At 66.3% G+C, this 20,154-nt stretch carries 21 protein-coding genes and 1 pseudogene; all 22 read right to left on the reverse strand.

Annotated elements, in window-relative coordinates:
- Positions 1 to 390: 390 nt before the first annotated feature.
- The 22 genes and pseudogenes from ACIQU6_RS09620 to ACIQU6_RS09725 all read right to left on the reverse strand — a co-directional run bounded on the left by ACIQU6_RS09620 (position 391) and on the right by ACIQU6_RS09725 (position 19,819).
- Positions 391 to 1,221 carry a hypothetical protein gene (locus tag ACIQU6_RS09620; RefSeq protein ID WP_403481073.1) on the reverse strand — a complete coding sequence of 277 codons (831 nt, stop codon included), beginning with the start codon at positions 1,219 to 1,221 and terminating at the stop codon, positions 391 to 393.
- 312 nt (positions 1,222 to 1,533) lie between these two features.
- Positions 1,534 to 1,857, reverse strand: a complete 324-nt coding sequence (locus tag ACIQU6_RS09625; protein WP_403481074.1) for a hypothetical protein — start codon at positions 1,855 to 1,857, stop codon at positions 1,534 to 1,536.
- Positions 1,858 to 1,930: 73 nt separating this feature from the next.
- Positions 1,931 to 2,329, reverse strand: coding sequence for a hypothetical protein (locus ACIQU6_RS09630; RefSeq protein WP_403481075.1), 399 nt, complete (start codon positions 2,327 to 2,329; stop codon positions 1,931 to 1,933).
- Between the two features lie 111 nt (positions 2,330 to 2,440).
- Positions 2,441 to 2,638 (reverse strand): hypothetical protein, encoded by a 198-nt coding sequence (locus ACIQU6_RS09635; protein WP_403481076.1) that lies wholly within the window; start codon positions 2,636 to 2,638, stop codon positions 2,441 to 2,443.
- Position 2,639: 1 nt separating this feature from the next.
- On the reverse strand, positions 2,640 to 4,121 hold the full coding sequence (locus ACIQU6_RS09640; protein WP_403481077.1) for a hypothetical protein: 1,482 nt from the start codon (positions 4,119 to 4,121) through the stop codon (positions 2,640 to 2,642).
- A gap of 48 nt (positions 4,122 to 4,169) precedes the next feature.
- Positions 4,170 to 5,375 carry a hypothetical protein gene (locus tag ACIQU6_RS09645; RefSeq protein WP_403481078.1) on the reverse strand — a complete coding sequence of 402 codons (1,206 nt, stop codon included), beginning with the start codon at positions 5,373 to 5,375 and terminating at the stop codon, positions 4,170 to 4,172.
- The gene (locus ACIQU6_RS09650; RefSeq protein ID WP_403481079.1) at positions 5,375 to 6,349 is read right to left on the reverse strand and encodes a hypothetical protein; all 975 of its coding nucleotides are present in this window, start codon (positions 6,347 to 6,349) and stop codon (positions 5,375 to 5,377) included. Before ACIQU6_RS09650 ends, ACIQU6_RS09645 begins: the two co-directional genes overlap by 1 nt.
- Before the next feature lie 221 nt (positions 6,350 to 6,570).
- Entirely contained in the window at positions 6,571 to 7,020 is a 450-nt protein-coding gene (locus ACIQU6_RS09655) for an SRPBCC family protein (protein ID WP_403481080.1), read from the reverse strand.
- 38 nt (positions 7,021 to 7,058) lie between these two features.
- A pseudogene (locus ACIQU6_RS09660) lies at positions 7,059 to 7,962 on the reverse strand (IS982 family transposase).
- 100 nt (positions 7,963 to 8,062) lie between these two features.
- Entirely contained in the window at positions 8,063 to 9,004 is a 942-nt protein-coding gene (locus ACIQU6_RS09665) for a hypothetical protein (RefSeq protein WP_403481081.1), read from the reverse strand.
- A complete protein-coding gene (locus tag ACIQU6_RS09670) occupies positions 8,991 to 12,998 on the reverse strand; it encodes a hypothetical protein (protein WP_403481082.1) in 4,008 nt (1,335 codons plus the stop codon). Before ACIQU6_RS09670 ends, ACIQU6_RS09665 begins: the two co-directional genes overlap by 14 nt.
- 282 nt (positions 12,999 to 13,280) lie before the next feature.
- Positions 13,281 to 13,796 (reverse strand): hypothetical protein, encoded by a 516-nt coding sequence (locus tag ACIQU6_RS09675; protein WP_403481083.1) that lies wholly within the window; start codon positions 13,794 to 13,796, stop codon positions 13,281 to 13,283.
- A 100-nt stretch (positions 13,797 to 13,896) separates the two neighbouring features.
- Positions 13,897 to 14,502 (reverse strand): hypothetical protein, encoded by a 606-nt coding sequence (locus tag ACIQU6_RS09680; protein ID WP_403481084.1) that lies wholly within the window; start codon positions 14,500 to 14,502, stop codon positions 13,897 to 13,899.
- 106 nt (positions 14,503 to 14,608) lie between these two features.
- The gene (locus tag ACIQU6_RS09685; RefSeq protein ID WP_403481085.1) at positions 14,609 to 14,962 is read right to left on the reverse strand and encodes a hypothetical protein; all 354 of its coding nucleotides are present in this window, start codon (positions 14,960 to 14,962) and stop codon (positions 14,609 to 14,611) included.
- 189 nt (positions 14,963 to 15,151) lie between these two features.
- Positions 15,152 to 15,463, reverse strand: coding sequence for a hypothetical protein (locus tag ACIQU6_RS09690; RefSeq protein WP_403481086.1), 312 nt, complete (start codon positions 15,461 to 15,463; stop codon positions 15,152 to 15,154).
- 175 nt (positions 15,464 to 15,638) lie between these two features.
- Complete coding sequence (locus ACIQU6_RS09695; protein WP_403481087.1) at positions 15,639 to 16,067, reverse strand: hypothetical protein; 429 nt, start codon at positions 16,065 to 16,067, stop codon at positions 15,639 to 15,641.
- Entirely contained in the window at positions 16,067 to 16,294 is a 228-nt protein-coding gene (locus ACIQU6_RS09700) for a hypothetical protein (protein WP_403481088.1), read from the reverse strand. Before ACIQU6_RS09700 ends, ACIQU6_RS09695 begins: the two co-directional genes overlap by 1 nt.
- A 62-nt stretch (positions 16,295 to 16,356) precedes the next feature.
- Positions 16,357 to 16,887 (reverse strand): hypothetical protein, encoded by a 531-nt coding sequence (locus ACIQU6_RS09705; RefSeq protein WP_403481089.1) that lies wholly within the window; start codon positions 16,885 to 16,887, stop codon positions 16,357 to 16,359.
- Positions 16,888 to 17,225: 338 nt separating this feature from the next.
- Positions 17,226 to 17,861, reverse strand: a complete 636-nt coding sequence (locus tag ACIQU6_RS09710) for a poly-gamma-glutamate hydrolase family protein (protein ID WP_403481090.1) — start codon at positions 17,859 to 17,861, stop codon at positions 17,226 to 17,228.
- Positions 17,862 to 17,874: 13 nt separating this feature from the next.
- Positions 17,875 to 18,738: a hypothetical protein gene (locus tag ACIQU6_RS09715; RefSeq protein WP_403481091.1), complete on the reverse strand. Its 864-nt coding sequence runs from the start codon at positions 18,736 to 18,738 to the stop codon at positions 17,875 to 17,877.
- 11 nt (positions 18,739 to 18,749) lie between these two features.
- Positions 18,750 to 19,214 carry a hypothetical protein gene (locus tag ACIQU6_RS09720; RefSeq protein WP_403481092.1) on the reverse strand — a complete coding sequence of 155 codons (465 nt, stop codon included), beginning with the start codon at positions 19,212 to 19,214 and terminating at the stop codon, positions 18,750 to 18,752.
- 113 nt (positions 19,215 to 19,327) lie between these two features.
- Positions 19,328 to 19,819 carry an IPT/TIG domain-containing protein gene (locus ACIQU6_RS09725; RefSeq protein WP_403481093.1) on the reverse strand — a complete coding sequence of 164 codons (492 nt, stop codon included), beginning with the start codon at positions 19,817 to 19,819 and terminating at the stop codon, positions 19,328 to 19,330.
- Between the last annotated feature and the right edge of the window lie 335 nt (positions 19,820 to 20,154).

A 20,154-nucleotide genomic window follows, 5' to 3' on the forward strand; every position in this document is an offset into this window, starting at 1 on the left:
GCGTCGCCACAGCCCAGAGGCGCGCTACAGCCACGGTAGGCGTGTTGCCCCTGGCCACGGATCGCGCGCCACCCAGGGTGCGTCCGATTTCGGTGGCGCGCTGAGGGGACGCGCCACTGTTGGAATGCCGCCGGATCTGAGATCTGCCGAGCCCCCGTCTCGGTGTGTACCGAGAGGCGCGCGCCATGCCCTGACCTGGAGGTACACCGAGGCGCGCGCCAGGCGTGGCGCGCAACTGAGTTCACGCAACCCGCAACTGGAGCGCGGCGCGTCGCCAGGGACAGGCGCGCGTCAAGATTGCTCTCGCGCGTCTTGGCAGCGCGCGGCTCGCCGCGCATGACGAAGGGCGCGCCCGGCCAGGCGCGCCCTTGAAAAGAGCTGGTTGCGCGGTCAGTTCGCCTGACGCGTCGCGCTACGCCGCTCGTAGCGACGCTGCCGGCGCACCTCATCGCGCGCCGTCTTGGCGTCAGTGCGCACCGCGTTGAGCAACTGCGAGAACTCCTCGGGGTGCTTCTCGACGAGCAGCCGCATCGCCTGCAGCCGGTGATTCGGCGCGGTCGGCATCCGCCCCCACCGCGCCGCTGCGTAGTTCAGCGTGTACTGCAGGAAGCGCAACTCGGCTTCCAGTCGGGACCGCAGTTGGGCGACGCGCGCCTGGTGCGCCTTACGCGACTCGCCCTCCTCGGCCGGCACGTAGCGCTCAGTATCGCGCTTCATCTGCACGGACAACGCCTGGGTACGGGGAGCGACGTCCGGCGAACGGAACGCCAGGCCCTGCACGTAGTCGCGGCCGGACCGTGCGGCACCGGCCACCTGCTTGACGAACCTCAGCCACTCGTCGGCGAACGCCTCATCGTCGAGTTGGACCAGGAACTCCACCTCGTCCAGGGCAAGATCTTCGACCGCGTTCAGGATCGGTTGCCGTGCCTGATGAAGCTGAGTGCGGAAGTTGTTCATCCGGGCCTGGTATTCGCGCTTCGACTCCCCGACGCCGCGCGGCAGGACGGTCTTGAGCTCACGGGTGACGCGGTCTGCGGCGGTGAGCGTGCGGCTGGCCAGGTCGGGTGCACGGAAGGCCGCTGCCTGGAGGTCCTGCGGGACCTGCTGGTCTACAACGCCGAGCACGAATAGGGTCCATGCCTCGAAGAACGCCTGATGAGACATGTCCTTGAGTCGTGTGACCTCTGCCGTGATGTCCTTGGCAGGCGGCTGGTCGGACATCCCTTGCGTTCCTCCTGGTCCTCGTGCTCCAAAGCCGCTGCGTCGCCGGGGGCGGCCGTAATCGTAAATGGTGGCCGCCTCGCAACCGACTCACCCCGTGTGCCAGGTCATCGCAGGAGCAACCACTCTCCGGCCCTGGGCGCTCTACACGCGCGCAGTGTCTCGGACTCGAAGTTTGCTGGCCAAGACCCGGAGGAAAGGTTGAACTCCGGAAAATCCAGCAAGAGCCCTCTACGCAGTGAGTCGGCGGCGAAGCGGCCACCTAAGGCGGGATCCTACCCGTTGCCCGCTGGCGGCCGCTTCGCGTCCTTGCTATCCGACCTGCTCCGGCCGATTCGGGCTGGTGACGGACTCGATTGCCGGGGCGATCTTGCTCGGCTGCCAGATCAGGTCGTACGTGGATTGGGAGGCAGCGAGCACCGCGGCGAGGGTGGCGAACGTGAGAGTCCCATGCTGGAACTGCTCCCAGCCGCCGGAGGCCGCGACGGTGATCACGCCGGCGACCAGTGCGAGAGCCGTGGCCACCACCTTCTTCACGCTCGCCGACCAGGCTGGGCGCTGCACGATCGCGGTGAGCAGCGGGAGGAGCGCACCGACCTGGGCGCCGGTGGTGATCGAGTCGAGGGTCTGCGACATGAGGTTCTGCCCTTCTGTTGGGGAATGGAGGGCAGAGCGTGTAGCCGCCGACAGTCTTACGTCGCGTGCACATCTACGTACTAACGCTCTGGTCGAGGTCGGCGGCGATCTCCTCCGGCGGCTCGGGCACCGGACGGTGGACTGCCTCGCGCACAAGGTGGAGAAGATCATGGATGTAGTCGATCGCGGCGGCTTTCCAACGGCGCCACTGCCTCTGCTCTTCCTGCAGGTGCTCGACGCGCCGTTCGAGGTCGCGGTGCTTGGCCTCCAGCGACGCCATGCGCTCCAAGGTCTGGGTTGTCGACGCGCGCTGTTGCTCCAGCAGGGAGGTGAACGCGTCGGTGACGGTCTTCACCGCGTCGCTGTCCGTCTTGCGTTTGCTCTGCCGGTACACCAGCCACGCGCCGCCCAGCGCGCCGATCATCCCGAAGAGGGGAGCGAGTATGGGCGCCAGCGAGACGAGCCCATCCACTGGCACTCCCTCGTCGTCGGTCGTGGGTGCGCGGGAGCCGGGACCCAGTACGAGTCCGCGGCTCCCCGCACGCCGTACAGTGCAGGGCCGCGCCGCTTGTGTCCTGCTCTGCTACGTCGCCGGCCCGATCTCTCTCAGGTCGGTGATGGTGTCGCCGCACTGACCGCAGACCGCGACGTACTTCGGGTCCCCGTGGTTCTCGTACAGCACGACTTCGAAGGGCTGGTTCTTGGCAGGGCAGTCCGGTGTGCGACACCGCGCGATGCGGCGGATCGACGGTGGGGTCACCTCTATGTCGTCAACTCCCATGTCAGCTCCCAATGATCATCCAGTGAACGGTGGTGCGAATAAGGTCCTTGCGGTTCAGCCAGATCGTCAGCCCGCTGCCAGTGACGGCCGTTGCTGTGCACCCGAGCACGCCGGTCCCCGGCGCCGAGCTCATGGGGCAGACCCAGGCACGGAAATTGCTGCCGGCGACGTCGAGGCCGGTGATGGTCACTGACTGCGGACGGTTGGCAGTTGAGGGGGTGATGGCAACGGTGCCCATAGCGACGTTGTCGGAGCTGAGGACGCCGTTGACGGTCAGGTCTGCTCGGGCATCCAGGGCATCTGAGGCGATTTCGACCTTCGGGCGTCGGCTGGTTGTGCCCGCAGTGAGGAGAAGACGGGCCTGGCCATAGTTCTCGGCGTTACCGGAGCCGAGGGTCAAGGTGCTCACGGTGCCGCCGGCCAGGACGTGGTCGATGCTGGGTACTCCGCGATAGTCGGTGCCTTCCTTGCCAAGCTGCACATAGCCGCGGCTGAGCATCGCGTAGTAGCGGCCCAGCCCGCTGGTGTTGTAGGCGACGAACCCGACGTCGGTCGCTTGGTCTGCGAGCTTGGCCTCCGCGGCGAGACCGCCCTTCGCGTCGTACAAACGCATGGAAGTGTCCAACGTGATCCGTGCGCCAGAGACGCCGGTCTGCACCGTGGCGCCCGTGATCGTCTTTCCGTTGAGCGCGTCTGCGGCGATGAGCTCCGCGTTGATGCTGCCAGCCTTGATGTGGGTGGCCTCCAAGGTCCCGGCCTTGATGTGAGTCCCCTCAATCGTCTGGGCTTTGATCTCGCGGCCGGTGACAACCCCCGCGTCGATCTTGCCCGCGACAACGGCATTGGCGGCCAGCAGATCCGCACCGATGGTCTCGCGCACCAACTTCGAGCCGGCCACGCTCTCGTCCCTCAACCACTGTGCGAGGTCGACCAGAGCGGACAAGTCCGGCCCCTCCACCTGCCGGGGAGTGCCCTCGACGACTGCCGAGGGCGGGCTAAGCACCTGGGCGGTGTTGACGGCGACGAGCCGCACCCACGCCTTGGCGTAGTCCGCCGTCGCCACGGTGACAGTGCCGCCGGTCAGGTTCGTGATCGTGGCGGCCACCGTCGACAGCTCCGGCGCGAAGTCGGGCCCCGCGCCAACGTGCACCTGGACGACGCTGAGGTCACGCGGGGAGTCGTAGGCGTCCTCCCACTGCCCGTCCCAGGCGACCCTGAAGCCAGCCAGCACCGGCTCCAGCAACGGCGCTGTTGGAGTTGGCGGAGGCTCGGAGTTGACCGGGACGATACCGACGGTGCCGTCGTCCTGAACCCCGACCGAGCCGCGGAGAACCCCCTGCGCGTCGTAGAGGTCCAGACTGCCTCCCTCGACACTGGAGTACCCAGCCTGTGCGGTGCGCTCCAGCGCGGTCAGGCGCCGGTCGTACTCGGCCAAGAGCGCCGCCAGTCGCCGGGCCTCCACCTGAGCGTCGAGTGCGTTCATGCACCGGATACTGGCCCCCAGAGGGAGTTGTGTCGCATGGTGCGGCGGTCAGTAGTGGAAGCTGTCGGAGCGTTTGAGGGTCAGAGTGCACAGACCGTCGGCGGAGATTTCGTCGCCAATGATTCGGTGCCACACGTCAATGTCGCCGACCCACGGCAGATGGGCCTGGACGCGAATGTCGTCGCCGAGTTGCCAGGATCCGAACGGGGCGTTGGGGTGGTCCCGGATCTGGATGGCGGGGATTTGCAAAGCATGGGTGCGGCCGGCGAGTTCCTGCTCGCCGCGCACCCGCAGAGCCTGGTCAGCGGTGAGCGTCTTATCCACGACGGTAGCGACGCGCCGAAGCCGGCCGTCGTAGCGGTGCACCTGGACCCTCTTCATCTTGCGGCCCTCGCCCCGGCCCAGAACAACGACCTCGTTCGCGAACTCCTCACCCATTCCCTCGGGTTTGGCCCGCGCAACGATGTTCTCGCCTGAGGTGAACCGCAAGTCGTTGCGCTTTCGGCCCAGGCGCGGCTTCCCGAGGCGGATACGGTGCTCGATCCCGTTTCCGCTGCCTGCGGCCCAGGCGTGCGTTTCGATCCAGTCGAACCGCACCGTCCGGGCCAGGGAGTCGAGGACCTGCCCGCAGTCCGGGTTGTCCCACCATGCCAGTTGCCAAGGGTCGCTGCCGTCGGCCGCCCCTAGTTTCTCGCCGTGCTTGTGCCCGTCGATCTTCAAGCCGATATTGCCGTAAGGGCGGGACTGGATGTGCGACCAGATGGATCGGAAGGCGTCGTACGCATCAATGCGAGGCCCGCCATAGGGTTTTGGGGGAGGAGGGACACGCTCCTTCCCCTTCTTCCCGTCAACCCAGCCATCGTGGTTTTTGTCCCGGCCGGCATTGGGGTCCTTCGGCTTGATCAGCTCCCCGGAGAGCAACGTGGCGCCCTCATACGGGATTCCGTGCGGATAGGCGGATAGACCCTCGCAGATGATGGTGGCCTTTGGGCCATCGTAATTGGTCTTCGTAACGATTCCGCCCCATCGAATGACTCTGTCTATCTCAAGGTAGACCTTCGTGTTCCACTCCTGCAGAATCGGCTGCCCGTCGTGGCCAAGCATGCGGGAGTATTCCGGTTCGATGGTGGCGGTCATCGAGCCGGGCCCGGACAGATCACGCCGCGGATTCGAGGAGAGTGCCAGGGGAACCTCCCAGTCGAGAATGCTTTCCGGCAAGGCCCGTTGAGCGATGAACCGCCATCCCTGTGGCATCAGTATCCGTCCTGGTCCGGAGCCTCAACGAATTCGACATCGGAGATGATGGAGGTGGCCTGGTCGACAGTCAGATCCCCCGTCTCGGCCTTCGACATGTACGTCTGAATGAAGAGCGTCTGCACGGTTCCTCGCGCCGCCGGCGGCACGTAAAAACTGTCGGCGACCACAATAGTGCTACGACGGTTCCCCTTCCCCTGGTCGTCGTCGATCGTCGTGTCCTCCCCTAGCTTGCCAATGAAGCTGTGCTGCATATTCGCGAAGACGTTGGCCTTGCTGAACTTCAGCCCCGCGAACGTCGTCACGAGATTGACCTGCGTTGCCCACTGAGGGACGGATACGTCCCACCGCGCGGCCCCGGGCCAGTTGTGCCACTTGTTGTCTGAGTAGGTCAGACTGCTCGCCGCTCCAGGGAACGACGTGAACAACTTGCGGGCACGACGGGGGCTCACCATGCCGCGCAGATCCTTGATCATTGCCTGCGTGATGCTGGACGTGTTCGCAGGGATATCGACGCGAGCCAGAGCCACAGCGGAGTCCGAGGAGCGGACCTGCCGCGCACTCGTCGTGGACTTTGGCACGCCGGAGATCACACGGGTGAACACGTAGGGGCCGGCCTTCGGGTCTTCCGGGTTCGGCCACGACTCGCCATAGCTGTAAGGGTTTTCGACCCGCGCCACAATCAGATCGCTACGCGCGGCCGCGCCGGTCGCTGCGATCGGCACCCGATCACCGGTAGGGAGCCGCGCTGCATACGCCTGGTACGGCGCCCCCGCGGCCCGGTTGATGATCGCGACTGCCCCAGTGGTCACCTGCACCTCGGCCGCCGGCGATGACAGGGCCCGCACCTGAAGGTCCGCAGCCCCGACAACACCCTCCGAGCCCCCGAATGCTGCGTACGCCAGCAGCCGGGCCACCTCGCTGGAGTGCTCGGCCCCGCCCTCGGTGAACCAGGGCACACTGTCCCACGGCATCTCTCGTACCTCCGCTGCTCCTTGATCGGGCAGCGAACTGTCGCGCTGGTTGGGCCCTTACGTCGCGCCCTGCCCCTTCAGATGATCTATTCCAAGGGCGCCCGGGCGGTGGTGAAGCGGGCCGTGTCGCCGCCGGTCGCCGCAATGATCACCTCGGCGGTGGCCCGGTTGACTTCGGGGATGGGGTCGAAGAGGTCGAGAGTGGGACGAAAGGGGGCCGCTCAGTCGAAAGTGCTGGCCAGGTAGGCGTTGCGGATTCTGATGAGGTAGGGCATGTACCGGCTCAGGAGGAGTCTGTCGACGATGCGTCCGACGGTCCCCAGTGGTGAGGTGAAGTCGACGACGTCTCGCATTATGGTGCCGCCGGCACCGTCCGCCTCGAAGTGGTGGGCGTGACGCCATCGCTTGAAGGGCCCGGACTCCTGCTCGTCCACGAAACTTCGGGGCCGATCGTATGAGGTGATGCGGGCCTTGAGTCGCCAGGTCAGGCCGAGATGGCGAGCTTGGAAGGTCACCGTGTCGCCGAGCGACAGCTCACCCCGGGTCTTGCCGCCGACCGCTCGCTCCGACGAATCAGCCATCGAGCGGGTATGCGCCTCCACATCCAAGCAAACCGCGAATACCTGGTCTGGGGGTGCGGCGACGGCTGTCACGACCTCGAAATGCGGCATAAGCTCACCCTAGATGATCATTTCCAAGGGGTCTGTGGTTAGTGATCGTAGGCGGTCAGTGAGCGAAGGGCGGGCTGGCCGGTGTGGTCGTTATGCCAAATCGCGGCGGTCAGCGCGAGGATGCGCTGCATGACACGGGCGATCACACCACCCGGTGTACGGCCTCGGTGCTGTTCGAGGTTGAGCTGCCCTTTAAAGGTCTCGTTGACCGACTCGATCACCTGCCGCAACGGCTTGAAGCGCAAGGCGCCGTGCCGTTCCGGCTCACCTTTGCGGGCTGGCCGCAGGAGCCGGAGGTCCTGCTCGGCCAATTCGTGCTCGAAGTCGCTTCTTGTCGCCGATCAGTGTCTGTCCGGGCCGGGCGGCGGTCAGGCCCGGTTCGGCGGCGAGCAGGTCCAGCAGGGTCTCGCGTTCGTCGGCCTTGGCTCCGGTCAGGGCAAAGGCGATCGGCAGGCCCTGCAGGGTGCACACCAGATGCAGGCGCAAGCCCCCAAAGAAGCGGCTGTGGCTGGCGCAGTACCCGTACTCGGCCCATCCGGCCAGGTCGGAGCGTTTGACGGTTGCGCGAGAGCGTCCGCACTCCACGGGCGTGGAATCCACGATCCACACGTCGTCGCTCCATACGGAGGTGTCGGTGGCCAGCAACCGGGTCACTCGCCGCAGAAGCTCGGCGGCCTTGCGCAGGCGCTTGTTGTAGCCGGGCTGCTTGGGCAGGTAAGGGAAGAGATGCCGCAGGTGAGAGTGAGCGTAGCGAAGCCATTTGGCCTCGGAGGTGAAGCCCAGCATGGCTTGCATCATCGCGAGCGTGACCAGTTCAGCATCGGTCAGTTGCACAGCGATCCCCATGGCCGGACGCCAGGGAGCCAGATGCGGTGATGCCTTCAGCAGGTCGTCGGTCTTCACATAGAGTGCGGTGGTGAGGGAGTCCAACTCTGTCTTCACACACCGACGTTGGACTCTCTTCCCTTGTGCGCACAGCCGATCCCTTGGAATCGATCACCTTCAGTCGACTGTTGACACTTGGCAACACCCGCGGGTGCGACTACAGGTACGCGTAAGCGTCCCTCCACGCGACGGTCATGTACGCGGTGCCGGTGAGATCTGTGCCGCGCAGGACGAAGTCCTGCCTGCCGATCGGCAGCCGCATGTCCTCCAGCCGCGGCGATCCGCGGTACAGCAACCCGGCGACCGAGGCATTGCCATTGCGGAGCACAGTCCGAGCCCAGGGGCGAGGGTCGATGATGACGCGCTCGCCTACCCCGAGGGTGATATCGAGGGTGACTTTCCACCGGCCGACCACTTCGCACGCCGGCTGAGTGATGGGCCCGTTGAACGTGATGAGGGGCCACGTCGCCTTCGTGCCACCCACGACCACTTCACCGGCGACCTTCCCGCTGCTCTCGCCGATCATGGTCAGGGGGGTGGTGAGCGGGCCGACGAGACCGCGGTGCGGCGGCGGTTGAATGTCGACACGGGTGTGCTGCTCGACCTCGTCGTACGCCGTGGTGTCCTGGCACGCGAATGTGGCGACGACGGGAGTGTAGCCCTGCCGGGTGAGCTTCGATCCGGCCGGGGCCCACTTGCGGGGGCGGCCGTAGAAGCGCCTGGCACGGCCGCCCTGGACCGTGGACAGCACGGCCGGGGTCGCGACCCGTCGCCGCAGCGCCTCGGCGTCCCATGCCTGCCCCATGACAGAGAGCCTGCCCAGGTTCGCGCTGTGCCGGGCCCGTTGGGCCGTGGCATCGTCGAGCGCGTCCACGCCAACCTCGAAGGTGATGACGGCCGCGGACCGGTAGTCCTGTCCGAACCGCACGCCGTCGGCACGCGGGAGCGGGGTGTCCCCAGCATCGGTCTCGCCGTACGCAATCTCATACGGCTCCAGCAGGTAGTAGCCGGAGCGGATGCTGCCGAACGTGAATGACGCCCCCGGGTGCACGTCGTTGGCGCTGTACGACAGGTTCCACTCGCCTTCAGCCAGCGACATGGGCACCTCCTCGCCGAATGCGGCGCAGCTCGAACATCGTGTCGCTGAGGGCCTGTCCTGGTTCCATCGGACGACTGGTCATCGTGAGGTTGAGGTCGCCGCCGATGAGGGCGGGGGTGACGGACTGTGCAGTGGAGGCGCGGGGCACGGAGGTGTGAGTGCGGCGGTTGAGAGCGACGGCACCGTCGGCGTACTGGCGCAAGGTGCCGTTCGCCCAGGCAACGGCGCCACCGAACTCGCTCACCACCTGTTCGACGATTGCCTTGGACCGCTTCCGCTTGGCCGGGCTGAGCGGCACGTACGCCTCGCCCCCGGTCTCGGGCTCAGCCCACAGGCGCCACTCACCAGGGCGCGCGATCTGAGCGACGTGCCGCTCGGCGCCGGCCGCGAACGCCTTGAGCCGGTTGCCCGCCTTACGGACGCCGCCGTTGGCGTATCGGACGATGCCGCCGTCGGCATGGCTGGAGACAACCGACGGCTTGCCTTCGCTGTTGTACCGGATGGTGACCGTAACGGTTTTTCCCGTAAGGGAGTTGATGCTGCCCTGGATACGCTGAACCTGACTGAGTGCGGTACCGGCCGGTGCCGTGATCTCGACCTTTTTGTCTTTGAGCTCCTTGATCTTGTAGCCGAGGTTCTTCAGCTCCGTCTGGGCGAGCTGGGTGGGCGCCTCCATCACCAGCGTCTTGCCCTTCATGCTGCCGATGTAGTTACGGACGTACTCCAGGTCGCCGGTCGCCTTGGAGACAATCGCCTGGACCGTGACCTTCTTGCTGTTGGGCGTATTGGCGATGTCCGCGGCCAGGGCCTGGAGTTGGGATCGGGCCGCACCAGTGGGGGCTGAGACCGTCACCTGCTTGCCGCCGGGCAGGGTCTGCACCTCGAACCCGAGGGAGCGGAGCTGCTCGATGGCCCCGCTCGTCGGTGCGCTGATAGTGATGGTCTTCGTCTTCTGCCCATCGAGACCGGCCAGTTGGGAGCTGAGCGCGATGATTTCCGCCTGGGCCTGCGGGATGCCTTGAGACTGGAGCACCATCGTCAAGTTTTGCGGGACCAGTCCCATCTGCGTGACCAAGGCCGTGGCCTCGTCCTTGTTCAGGTCCATTGCCATGGCCATGTTGATGGCGGAGGTGCGGGCATTCTCCATTGCGGCCTGGCCCTTGGCGAGAGCAGCGGGAAGTCCTTCACCCTGGCTGCGGGCCAGGTCGAACGCCTTCATTGCCGTGTCGGCAGCGTCGTCCTTCAATCTGAACAGGGTCTCTTGGAGTTTTTGACCGTTGCGGGTGGTCGTCTGAAGGGAGCCGTCGAGAGTGCTGAGCAACTCCTTCGCTCCCCACCCATCGCTCTTGTCGAATCCGGCCTTGATGCTGTCCTTGACGTCCAGCAACGTGGAGTTGAGCCGGGCCTGCGCCTCCTGCGCCGAGCGACTGCCGCCAGTCAGCCCGTCCAACGCATCCTTCAGGGACTTCACGCGCGAGTCTGCATCCGACGTCGATTTCGACATCTCGTCGATCGCCTGGGTGAGCTTGGCGTAGGCACTGCGGCCACGGGTGCCGGCGCTCTCCATGGCGTCAGCGTTCTCACGGTTGAGTTCCTGGGCCTCCTTGAGCAGCCCTTTCTGGTGGTCCAAGTCGCGGGCGAACGCTTCCAGTGCCTTTTGCCGGTCGCTGGTGACGATCTGCCCCCAACTGTTCCTCGCCAACGGCTCCGCCTTGGCCAGCTCCCGCATCTTTCGCTGCAACGCTTCGATGCTGCCGCCTTGCTCCAGCGTGGCGTTGGTCAGCTCCAGCAGACTCACCCCGGCCCGCCTGGCGCTCTCTGCGATGCCATTGTCCCGCAGCATCTTGATCGTCGTGGCGCGGACGTTGGCGTCGATGGCGCCCTGGGACTCCTTCAGGGCATCGGCGAGGGACCGAACATTCTGCTTGTGCTGCTGGGCTGCTTCGGCCGCCGCACGTTGCTTGTTAGCGAACATCGCCAGCGCCGCGCCCGCGACGGTGACCGCGACACCGAGGGGGCCGCCCATGAATCCGGCGAGCCCGCCAAGCACACCGCGCAGCCCCCGCCCACCGGCGCCGGCCGCCGCACTGACGCCGCGCATGGCGCCGCTCACTCCGCCGGCATCCTGCGCCGCGGAGCGATACGCCAACCCCATGCGCTGCCACAGGCTGATCTGGGGACCGACGGTGCCACTGGCCGCGGCCGAGGACGTCCCGACAGAACGGATGGCGGTACCAAGGCCGCCGATCATGGAGGTGACGCTGCGCACGACCTTGAGGGCGACCATGGTGGCCAGCAGGTAGGACACGGCTGTGGACAGCCCAGGGACAACCCGCAGCAGCGTGTTGGCGACGTTGACCAGACCGGTGAGCGCAAGACCGACAGCACCAAGTCCCGAGGCAGCGCCGGATAGTTGCTGGACGAACCGGGCGACGCCGGAGATTAGGGAGATGACCGTGGGCCCGATCTGCCGGCCGATGATGTCCAGGAACCCACCCAGAGCCGGAAGCAGTTCACCGCGGATCTGCGCGACGAGGTTGGCCAGGCCGTTGTCTGTGCTGACCCGCACCAGGCCGCGTCCGATGTCGCCGATCAGACCAATCAGCTCGCGGAATCCGGGCTTGGCCTCTTCGAAATACTGGGACATGCGCTTCTGACCCGCCACGGAGTTCGCCCACACGTTGAACGTGGCCAACTGGGCTTCCATCCCGGAGAGAAGCGAGTTGCCCGCGTGGGTGGAAGCCCGCCCCATCCCCATCAGCCCGCCCGTCAGATCCCGCGTCATCCGGCCGAGCTGCGCAGCCTTGTCGCCAGCGGTGTCCAAGAAGCGCGCCAGGGACCCGGTCTCCTTCCCGACGAGGACGGAGGCACGTACCCACGCGGTGAAGTGGGCAGTTCCCCGGGCGATGCGCTCGGTGAACGGGCCGGCGGCGACCAGGAAGTCGACCATGGCCCGGCCCAGGTCCCGAACGGCGTGCACCATGCTGCCGATGACCTGATTGTTGGTCCCGGCGATTGCACGGAAGTCTTCACGGAATGGGCCGGACTGGAGGAACTTCGCGGCGCTTCGGGCCAGGCCGCCCATCTGGTCAGAGGCATCTCCCAACGTCCGGGACAGCATGGGCAGTACAGCCGTAGATAGCGGCCTAATCTCGCTCGCGACCTGCGAGAAAAAGCGCTCCTGCACGCTCTGCCGCATACGCTTCCACGCACCGGTCACCCCACCAACCGCCGTGACGGTCCTCCGCGCGGACGCGGACAGATCCTTCAGCGACTCGGCCAGCTTTTGCTGCTCACCCTTCGTCAACTTCGTCCCCGCAGCCAACTGCCGCTGCACTGCAAGGGATTGTTTCAACCCCTCACCAAACCCAGCGAAGGCCACACGCGTCCCGATCGCAGCAGTACCGACGCCCGCGATCAACCCAGGTAGGGCCCCGACAATGCCCACCGCCGGAGCAGCGGCGGACACCACTGCCGTCAATCCCGCGCCGAGCTGCATCAGCGCCGCGGCGGCCGGCTGCGCAAGCGAAACCAGCGCGCCGAGCGCCAACGACCGAAAGCCACCGCGACGCCGTTGCGGCATGCGGAACTGCACAGGGACATCGACGGGGTGTCGCTGCGCCTCGTCCTGCGCGCCGCCGATCAACGACCGCAGCCGCGAGGTCAGCCCGTCGCCGCGGCCGCGGCCGTCCTCGTCCGGACGCAGGGGCACACGGATGTCGTGGGACGCGACCTCACGAGCGGCCGCGCTCATCTCGTGCCGCAGCCGCTCGCGGTCGACCTTGAGCTCGATCCTGGCGCTGATGCCTGCCTGGGCCTTCTCAACTGCGGCCTGGATACGCTCGCGTAGGCCACTGTCGTCGATCTTTACTTTGACCTTGGCGGACAGTCCCTCCGCCGCGCCCTCGACCTTCACACGAAGGTCGCGGGCGAAGCCGGCGAGGTTGGCGACTACCGGTACTTCAAGTCGGCCGGCTTGCAGGCCCTCAGCCACTGCGGACCATTCCTCTCTGGATCGCGGCCGCAAGCATTTGTCGATGCCCTGTGGGCCTGGAGGGGGGGTGCGGCCGCCCGCCTGTCCGCTGCGGAGCAGCGCCGGCTGTGGTGTACGGGCGAGGGATGGACGTCGGTTCGTCCCGCCGTCGATCGGCGGCCAGGATGCTGATCTCTTCGACGATTTGCGCCAGGAGTTCCGTCTCCGTGGTCCATCCGCTGACCTGGCCGGACTGCACCCGGGAATTCTCGGGGAGGCCGTCGATCAGGACGGCCAGGCGCCTCACCCCGATGTAGCCGGGCTCTCCTGGCTCTCGCCAGACCCCCCGGGCGTCGAGCCCGTGGAAGCGGCTGAGGTCGGACTCGACATCTCCCCATCGCTCTCGGAGGAGCCGCCCAACCTGAAGAGCTTTCCCATATCAACGCCATAAACCTTCGCCAGGCTGACGGTGAGCCGTACGTAGTCCGCGAGGGATGGGTTCAGCGCCTCAAGGCGCTCGTACTCCTGAGGCCCGAGGAGGATGGTGTGGATCTCGTAGATCGCGTGGACGAACTTGCGGGGCAGGCGCGGGCGCTTGAGCAGCAGTTCCACGACGGTGGCAGCCGTTGGATTGTCGGCGGCGTCGACGATGTCACGCAGCAGCCCGACCAAGTCCAAGTCGTCGGACAGCAGCGGATCGAGTGCCTTGGCCGGCAGTTCGGCAGGGAAGAGGAATTCCTCGTCGCGGAGCAGAACCGGTATGCCGTGGGGGTACTGAACCTCGCGGCGCTGGGCGTCGAGGTCGATGACGATGGACATGGTGGCTGGCCTCTCATGTGTGCGGGCTGGGGCGCGGGGTGCGGCAGCGCGAGGACCTTGGCAGGCTGGTTGGCCTTGTGTCGCGCGCTGCCGCCCGAGGTCAGTCGTGAGCCGGCGGCGGTCCGGCGATCGGAGCGAATGACGGGTCGTTGGTGATGACGTACCAGGCATCGGTATCGTCACCGCCCTGAACGGCCAGGCGCAGCGGCAGCACGGCTTCCTTGGCCTTGGCCAGCTCCGTGTTGACACCCTCCATCTGCATGGAGCGAGGAACCACGAAGCGGTACGACTTGCCGCCGTCGATGACCTCGATGCACCCGGCGATCTCGCTCCGGGAGCCGATGCGCGGCGGAGTGAATCGGTAGTGGGTCTTGGAGTCCTTGGCCGTAACCTCGGTGATCTCACCACCGCCGTAGACAGCTACGAAGTTGGTGCCAGACCACTGCTGGAGATCCACCTCGATAGTGGCGGCATCCTGCGTCTGAAAGGTCCGGGTTGGGTACGAGGACTGAGCGGACCGGACTTGCTCGAAACTTGGTTCCTGGTTGAACTTCAGGCTGTCCTCGGTAGTGAGTCCAACGGCGTGCCAGTCTGCGGGCATTGCGGAGGTGGCGTCGGCCGGTGCGGTGGTGCCGACCTGGGCCAGCCACACGCGGGTGAGTGAGGGGACGACGATTTCGTTGCTGTTGGCGGTCTCGCCTGCCATGACGTGGGTCTCCTGGGGCCGGTGATCGGTCCCAGGCACCTTCGGAAGAGCGAAGGCTTAGTGTCGCGTGCTGACTGGGCAGCGCCCGATGGCGGGGGCGTCGTCACTACACGTGCCATGGCGGTTGAGCTGGTGGTACTCGGCGCGGTACGTCCTGAGGTCCAGCCAATGCGTCCAGCTGTTTGACCAGCCTGCGCAGTTCGGCTGCGCTGCGGGCCGGCAGGGCGTTGACCATGTGCTCCAGGAGATCCCTGGCGTGGAAAGGGTTGCCGCAGCAGTACCAGCGTAGTTCGTCTCCCCACTCCCAGTCGCGCCACAACTCGCGTTTGGGAAGGGATACATGTTCCTTCCACAGTCGCGCTGCTGTGACTGTCTGCCCCGGTTCGAGGAAGGTGCGGGTGCGCTCGATGCGGCGGATCGCGAACATGGTTCGTGCGGACAGGCCATCGATGTCGGCCAACGCATCACGGCTTGGTCGGTGGGCGGGCAATCCGGCCCGGACGGTGCGCGGGGCCCTACGCGGCATAGCTCCCGTTGTTGTTCTCCATGCCGCATATCCTGCCATGTCGGTCGGGCTCGGCGCGCACTTGGGGAGCTGGGTTCTGCGATACGACCTCTGCCGGCGATGCTGACGTATGCACCCTTTGCGTCAGGGTGTGCCCATTTCACCCATCAAGGCCCAGAGGCAGTAAATGCTGAACACCACGGCGACGCAGGACAAGCCCAGACCCCACCATGCTGCCGGCCAGCCTGCACCGGTGCGTCGGGCCTCCCAGAGACCGACAACCGCCGCGACCGCGCTCACCGCAGTGAGCACCAGCGCGAACGGCCAGGTCAGGACGACAAGCCAGAAGAAAACAGAATGAAGTGCTGCAAGACCGGCAATGGAGCCGGCGACGTAGGGCGACGGATGGCGGGCGTGGGGATTGGGCGGGATCCAGGGGCCCGGTTGCAAGGTCATGCCACTCCGTCCATCACATTCACTTCTGCGATCATCTCACTGTGTATTCGGCGGCATCTCATGGGGTGCTGACGGTGACAGGTGTGCTCTCGCGCAAGTTGGCGAACCCTTCAGCACGGCACTTACGCAGCCAATCGAGACGGCTTTCCGGCAATGAGACGTCACTCCATACTGCTTACGGGTGGAGGGTGACCAGCAGGCCAAGGAGCCAACGGGGTTGCCCGTCGACGAGTGGGGACCACAGGAGGCTTCCGGACGGGCGGACGCTGCTGATGACAGGTTGACCGGGAGCGTGCGGGGCATCGGGCAACTCCGCGGCAGCGGCTGCGCACCGCAGGATGATTCGCCGAAGCTCGGCCTGTCCCGGCCAGCCTCCCGGATCGCCGTATACCTCCAGGGCCACCTCAGGCTCCATCGCCCACGTCAAGCTGCGCAGATCGCCGCCAGGGCCGTGGGTGACGCGTAGGTGGGGCCACGGTGCCTCGGATATCCCGGAGACGTGACCGGGCCCGCCAAGGGCCTCGGTCACGCCCGGATGCTTCTGGAACCAGGCGAGCAGCGCCGACACCGGGTCGGTGTCCGGGAGTTCGTATGTTGTGGCCATCACGACCGGGCGACGTAGCCCGACAGGCGCAGGCGGCGGGCGTAGTCGGCCGTCACGCGGATCTTCGCGCCAGGCAGGTAGCTCTTCCCTGAGATGTTGAGGTGGTGGGACAGCGTGATGGTCTCCAGCGATGCACCGAAGGCAGGGTGCACGGCCTTGTTCTCGACGGTCGGCGCATGCGCCCCTGCCTCGGTGGCAACGGCGGTCTTGGCGTTCTTGGCACTCATGTCGGGCACTGTGAGCAACGGAAGGTGCTTACGTCGCGTGCTTGCCGAACGGAGCAATCGGTTCAGCGGCGGGCGGCCACGACTGCGGCAGCACGAGCCATGAAGTGGGCCCCTTCGGCAGCCAGGTTGCCCGGGTAGACCGTGCCGACCTCCGCCTCGACAACCATTGGGCCGTGTGCGGTGACGGTCACCGTCACCTGCTTGCCGGTGAGGTTCGGCTGGCTGGTGTTGATGTTGCGCGCGATTCCGTGCGGATCGATGGCCGTGGTGCAGCGGCAGTTTTTGAGGTTCGCTACGGCTCTGGATGATTCGTCGCGCGGCTGCCGCATGTAGGTGTTTGGGCCGATGCCGCGGTGCTTGCGATCCCAGTCCATGCTGTTGATGGTGAACCTGAGGTTGTCCGGGACGAGTTGGCCTTGTACTTGCATGTGGGTGGGGCGCACGTTGTCGTCGGCCACCGTGACCCACCGTTTGGTGGGGGGCGCCAGCCGCTTGGCTTCGGCCTCGACTTGGCGGGCGATGCGCTGGATGTCGGGAGTGACCATGCGCGCGAGCAGCGTCTCCAGGGCAGGGTTCAAGGTGAACGTCGCCATGTCAAGGCACTTCGGGCGGGTTGCGGGTGGCCGTGGCCTGGATGTAGTCGGCGGCGGGGCAGTCAGGTACACGGTGGGAGCGAGTGGTGCTGATCGTCCACATTATCCCCGTCTCATCGCCCACGACATCGCCCGGCTTGACTGGCCAGGCGGCCGGGTCCAGACGCAAGGACCACGTGTCATCGGGCTGTTCGATGGCTGAACCAGGCCAGGTGCCACGTGCGTTGGGCCTCAGTCTGGGGTTCGGTGGCACGGGCACACCGTTGGCGTCTCGGGTCCACGGATGGTCCAACGAGTAGAGCGTCAGCATCCGATTCGGAAGGACGACGGCCACGGTCTCAGCCCTTTCCGGGAATGACGAGTGCCTGGCGGATACCTGTGGTGACGGCGCTGACGTACGCGGTGAATTCGGGCGTGATGTTCTTGCGGTTCGCTCGGCTCAAGTCGCCGTTCGCGAAGAGTTGTCTGCGTTGGGCGTTGGTGAGTTCGAGTTGCACGCCCATGCGCCGGGTGCCGCGGTTGGCGATGTTCGCCGGATCGCTGCCGTTGAGGTCTTGGGGAGCAACGCTGACGGCGAAGCCGGCCGTGGACAGGGCCTCGCCAATCTGGTCGCGCAGAATGTAGTCGAGCCCACCGAGATAGGTCATCGCCGCCGTGCCAGCGGCGCCGTGCCACGACACGATATGGCTTGCTGCCTTTGCCATGGCCAGGCCCCGCGGTTCGTCGAACCTGGCTGCGGTGATGTGCAGTTCGGAGTTGGCACCGGCCTCCTTGAAACCGTCGAGGGTGTAGAAGTCGTGGGAATCGCCCGAGGCCGCGTCGGCGAGTTCGCTCGTTCCCTGCTCGATACCGCCGCCGTGGATCGCCATGTGCAGCAGGGTGGAGAACGCCGAAGTGCGCCAGGCACGTTGGTAGTGGATACCTTCTATCTGGTCGGCCGCGAGCTCGCTGTACGACTGGTAGCGGTCGCCCATGTTCGCCTCCTGGTCAGAGCCAGCGCTGCTGGCGGCTGGAGGAGTAGGGCCATGGAGCGCGCGGTGGGCGGGTCAGAGGTTGAAACGTCAGGCGGCGTAGGCGGTTGAGGCTGTTGATGCTGGGAAGGGCGCCGGCCTGGCCGGTAGTGGGGGAGTCGGAGTACGAGATGGACTGTCCTTCGGCGCTTACCGACGAGACCCGCCGTCCTGGGCCGTCGCTCTGGTCGGGGCGTTGCCGGATCGATTCTGCCGCGTGCGCAACCACGTACCGCACGATGGTCTCCTCATGTGCCCCGTTGAGGCCGACGAGGAGGTCTACGTCGTAGGTGCCGTCCGCTGCAACGCGGTAGGTGACCACTTCGGCGGTGTCGTCGAGACGGATTGGCCAGGCTTCGATGTCGTCGAGAGCGTCCCGCCATACCGGGGTGACACCGCGCAGCGTCCTTGCGGTGGAGACGAGCGGACGATTGAGGTAAGCGGCCACGTCTGCCTGAGCATTGCGGATCTCCTCCGTGTAGGCGGCGCGCTGCGTGGCGGTGAGCGGCAGCGGCACGCCGAGGGCATCAGCGACGGCCTCAGGAGATCCAACGAGGCCCTGCCCTGTTGGGAGGTCGAGCCGCACGGAGGCGTCTGTGACGGGTTGGGAGCCCTCGTTGGGGATGAAGGTGATCACTCCCCAGTAGCGGCCCGGAGGGACGGTGGGCAGGTCGAACCGATACACCCCTGCCCGGAGCCGGACGGCGGGCCCGGCTGATCCGACCACGGGACCGTCACGTTCGGGAGTGGCGTACAGATCGAGGCGGTTGACCTCACCGCCTGCGGGGGCCGGGTCGTAGTGCGCCCCGGCCCACATCGGCTTGTGGTCGTAGACCGACAACTTGACTCCCCCTACTGGTCGTTGTCGGCACGCGCAGCCTGCGCGACGAGCCGGTCGCGGATACGAGTGGCGATCCCCTCCGGCACCACGGCGCCCTTAGGCTGGAGGAGCCGCGCTACAGGGTTGCGGTGGGGGCCGAGGAAGGTCCGCTCTACCAAGCGCACAGTGCACTGCAGGCTGGAGCCGAAGGGAGTGAGGGGCGCGAATACCGCGTCCACGTTCGCGGGCGGTTGGCCAGTGGCGTCGTCGACGATGACGTCGGAGAGGTTGTCAGCGTCCGGAATGACCTCGGTGGGCGTCACATACGGATGTGGCGGCGACGGCTTGGAGATCTCGTCCATGGGAGGCGGCTCCAACGGTGCGGCGTCCGGCGCGACTGGGGCGGCGTCGGCTTCCAGCCTGGGCGGGCTCGACTTCGCCGGGGTCTCTCCAGCGGCCGACTTGGCGGTCTTGCGGGTGCGGGCGGTGGCTGCCACGGAGGGCTCCTTGTGCGGGCTGGTGTGATCACGCGCACCCTGCACATGGCACTTGGTTTGTGTCGCGCCGTGCGCCGCAGGGCATGCTGAGCTGCCCTGCGGCGTCTGGCGGATCAGCCGTCGGCTTCTTCGGGTTCCGGCGGGGCGGAGTATGTGAAGGCGCCGGCCTTGGACACCGCGCCGCCGTCATCCACGAGTTCGACAATTACTGCCCCTGCGCCATTGGGCGGTGTCTGCACGGACAGTTCTGTGGCCGAGCGGATACGCAGATTGGTGCCAGTGGCCTTGCCGAACACGACGGACTCGACGCCGTCGAGGTCGGTGCCCGTAATCGTGACCGTGGTGCCGCCGGCGGCAGGGCCGTTGGCCGGGGCGATGCTGGTGATCGTCGCCGCGATGAACAAGTGGTCCAGGAGGGAGCGCTTGATGATGGTTCCCGTCGGATAGAGCAAGTAGCGCTTCGAGCCCTCCGGTTGACCATCACCTCGCCCGTACGGTTCAGACATGTAGACGTCCTCCGTGACACGCACCGGCGGATCATCCAGTGCGGCTGTGGGGAAAGCGGACTTGGTGATGCGAGAGCCGTCCTGGCGATACAGACCCATGGGAAACCCTTCCTCCGATGCTGTTGCTGGAGGATGGTGCGGGTTGACCGACGCTAGAGTCGCCCCCTCGTAGAGGAGGAGACATACATCAGCCACTCAGCCAGACGATTGGGCCTTCTGCGTGAACCGCAGCCATGCGCTCAGCGCGGACTGCAACTCAATCACGGCCTCCCGATTGAGGGCCTCGCCTGTTGCGCCGACGTGAATCCTCACGCGCTCCCCGGTGACCGTCCAACCAACTGAAGGTTTCTCATCCTCAGGTCTGGAGGGTGATGAGGGCTGCCGGGGAGGGCTCGTGACACGGCAGGGCTCCTGGTCGTTGCGTTGGTGATCTC

This window comes from Streptomyces sp. NPDC090442 (assembly GCF_044769405.1).
Taxonomy (GTDB): Bacteria; Actinomycetota; Actinomycetes; order Streptomycetales; family Streptomycetaceae; genus Streptomyces.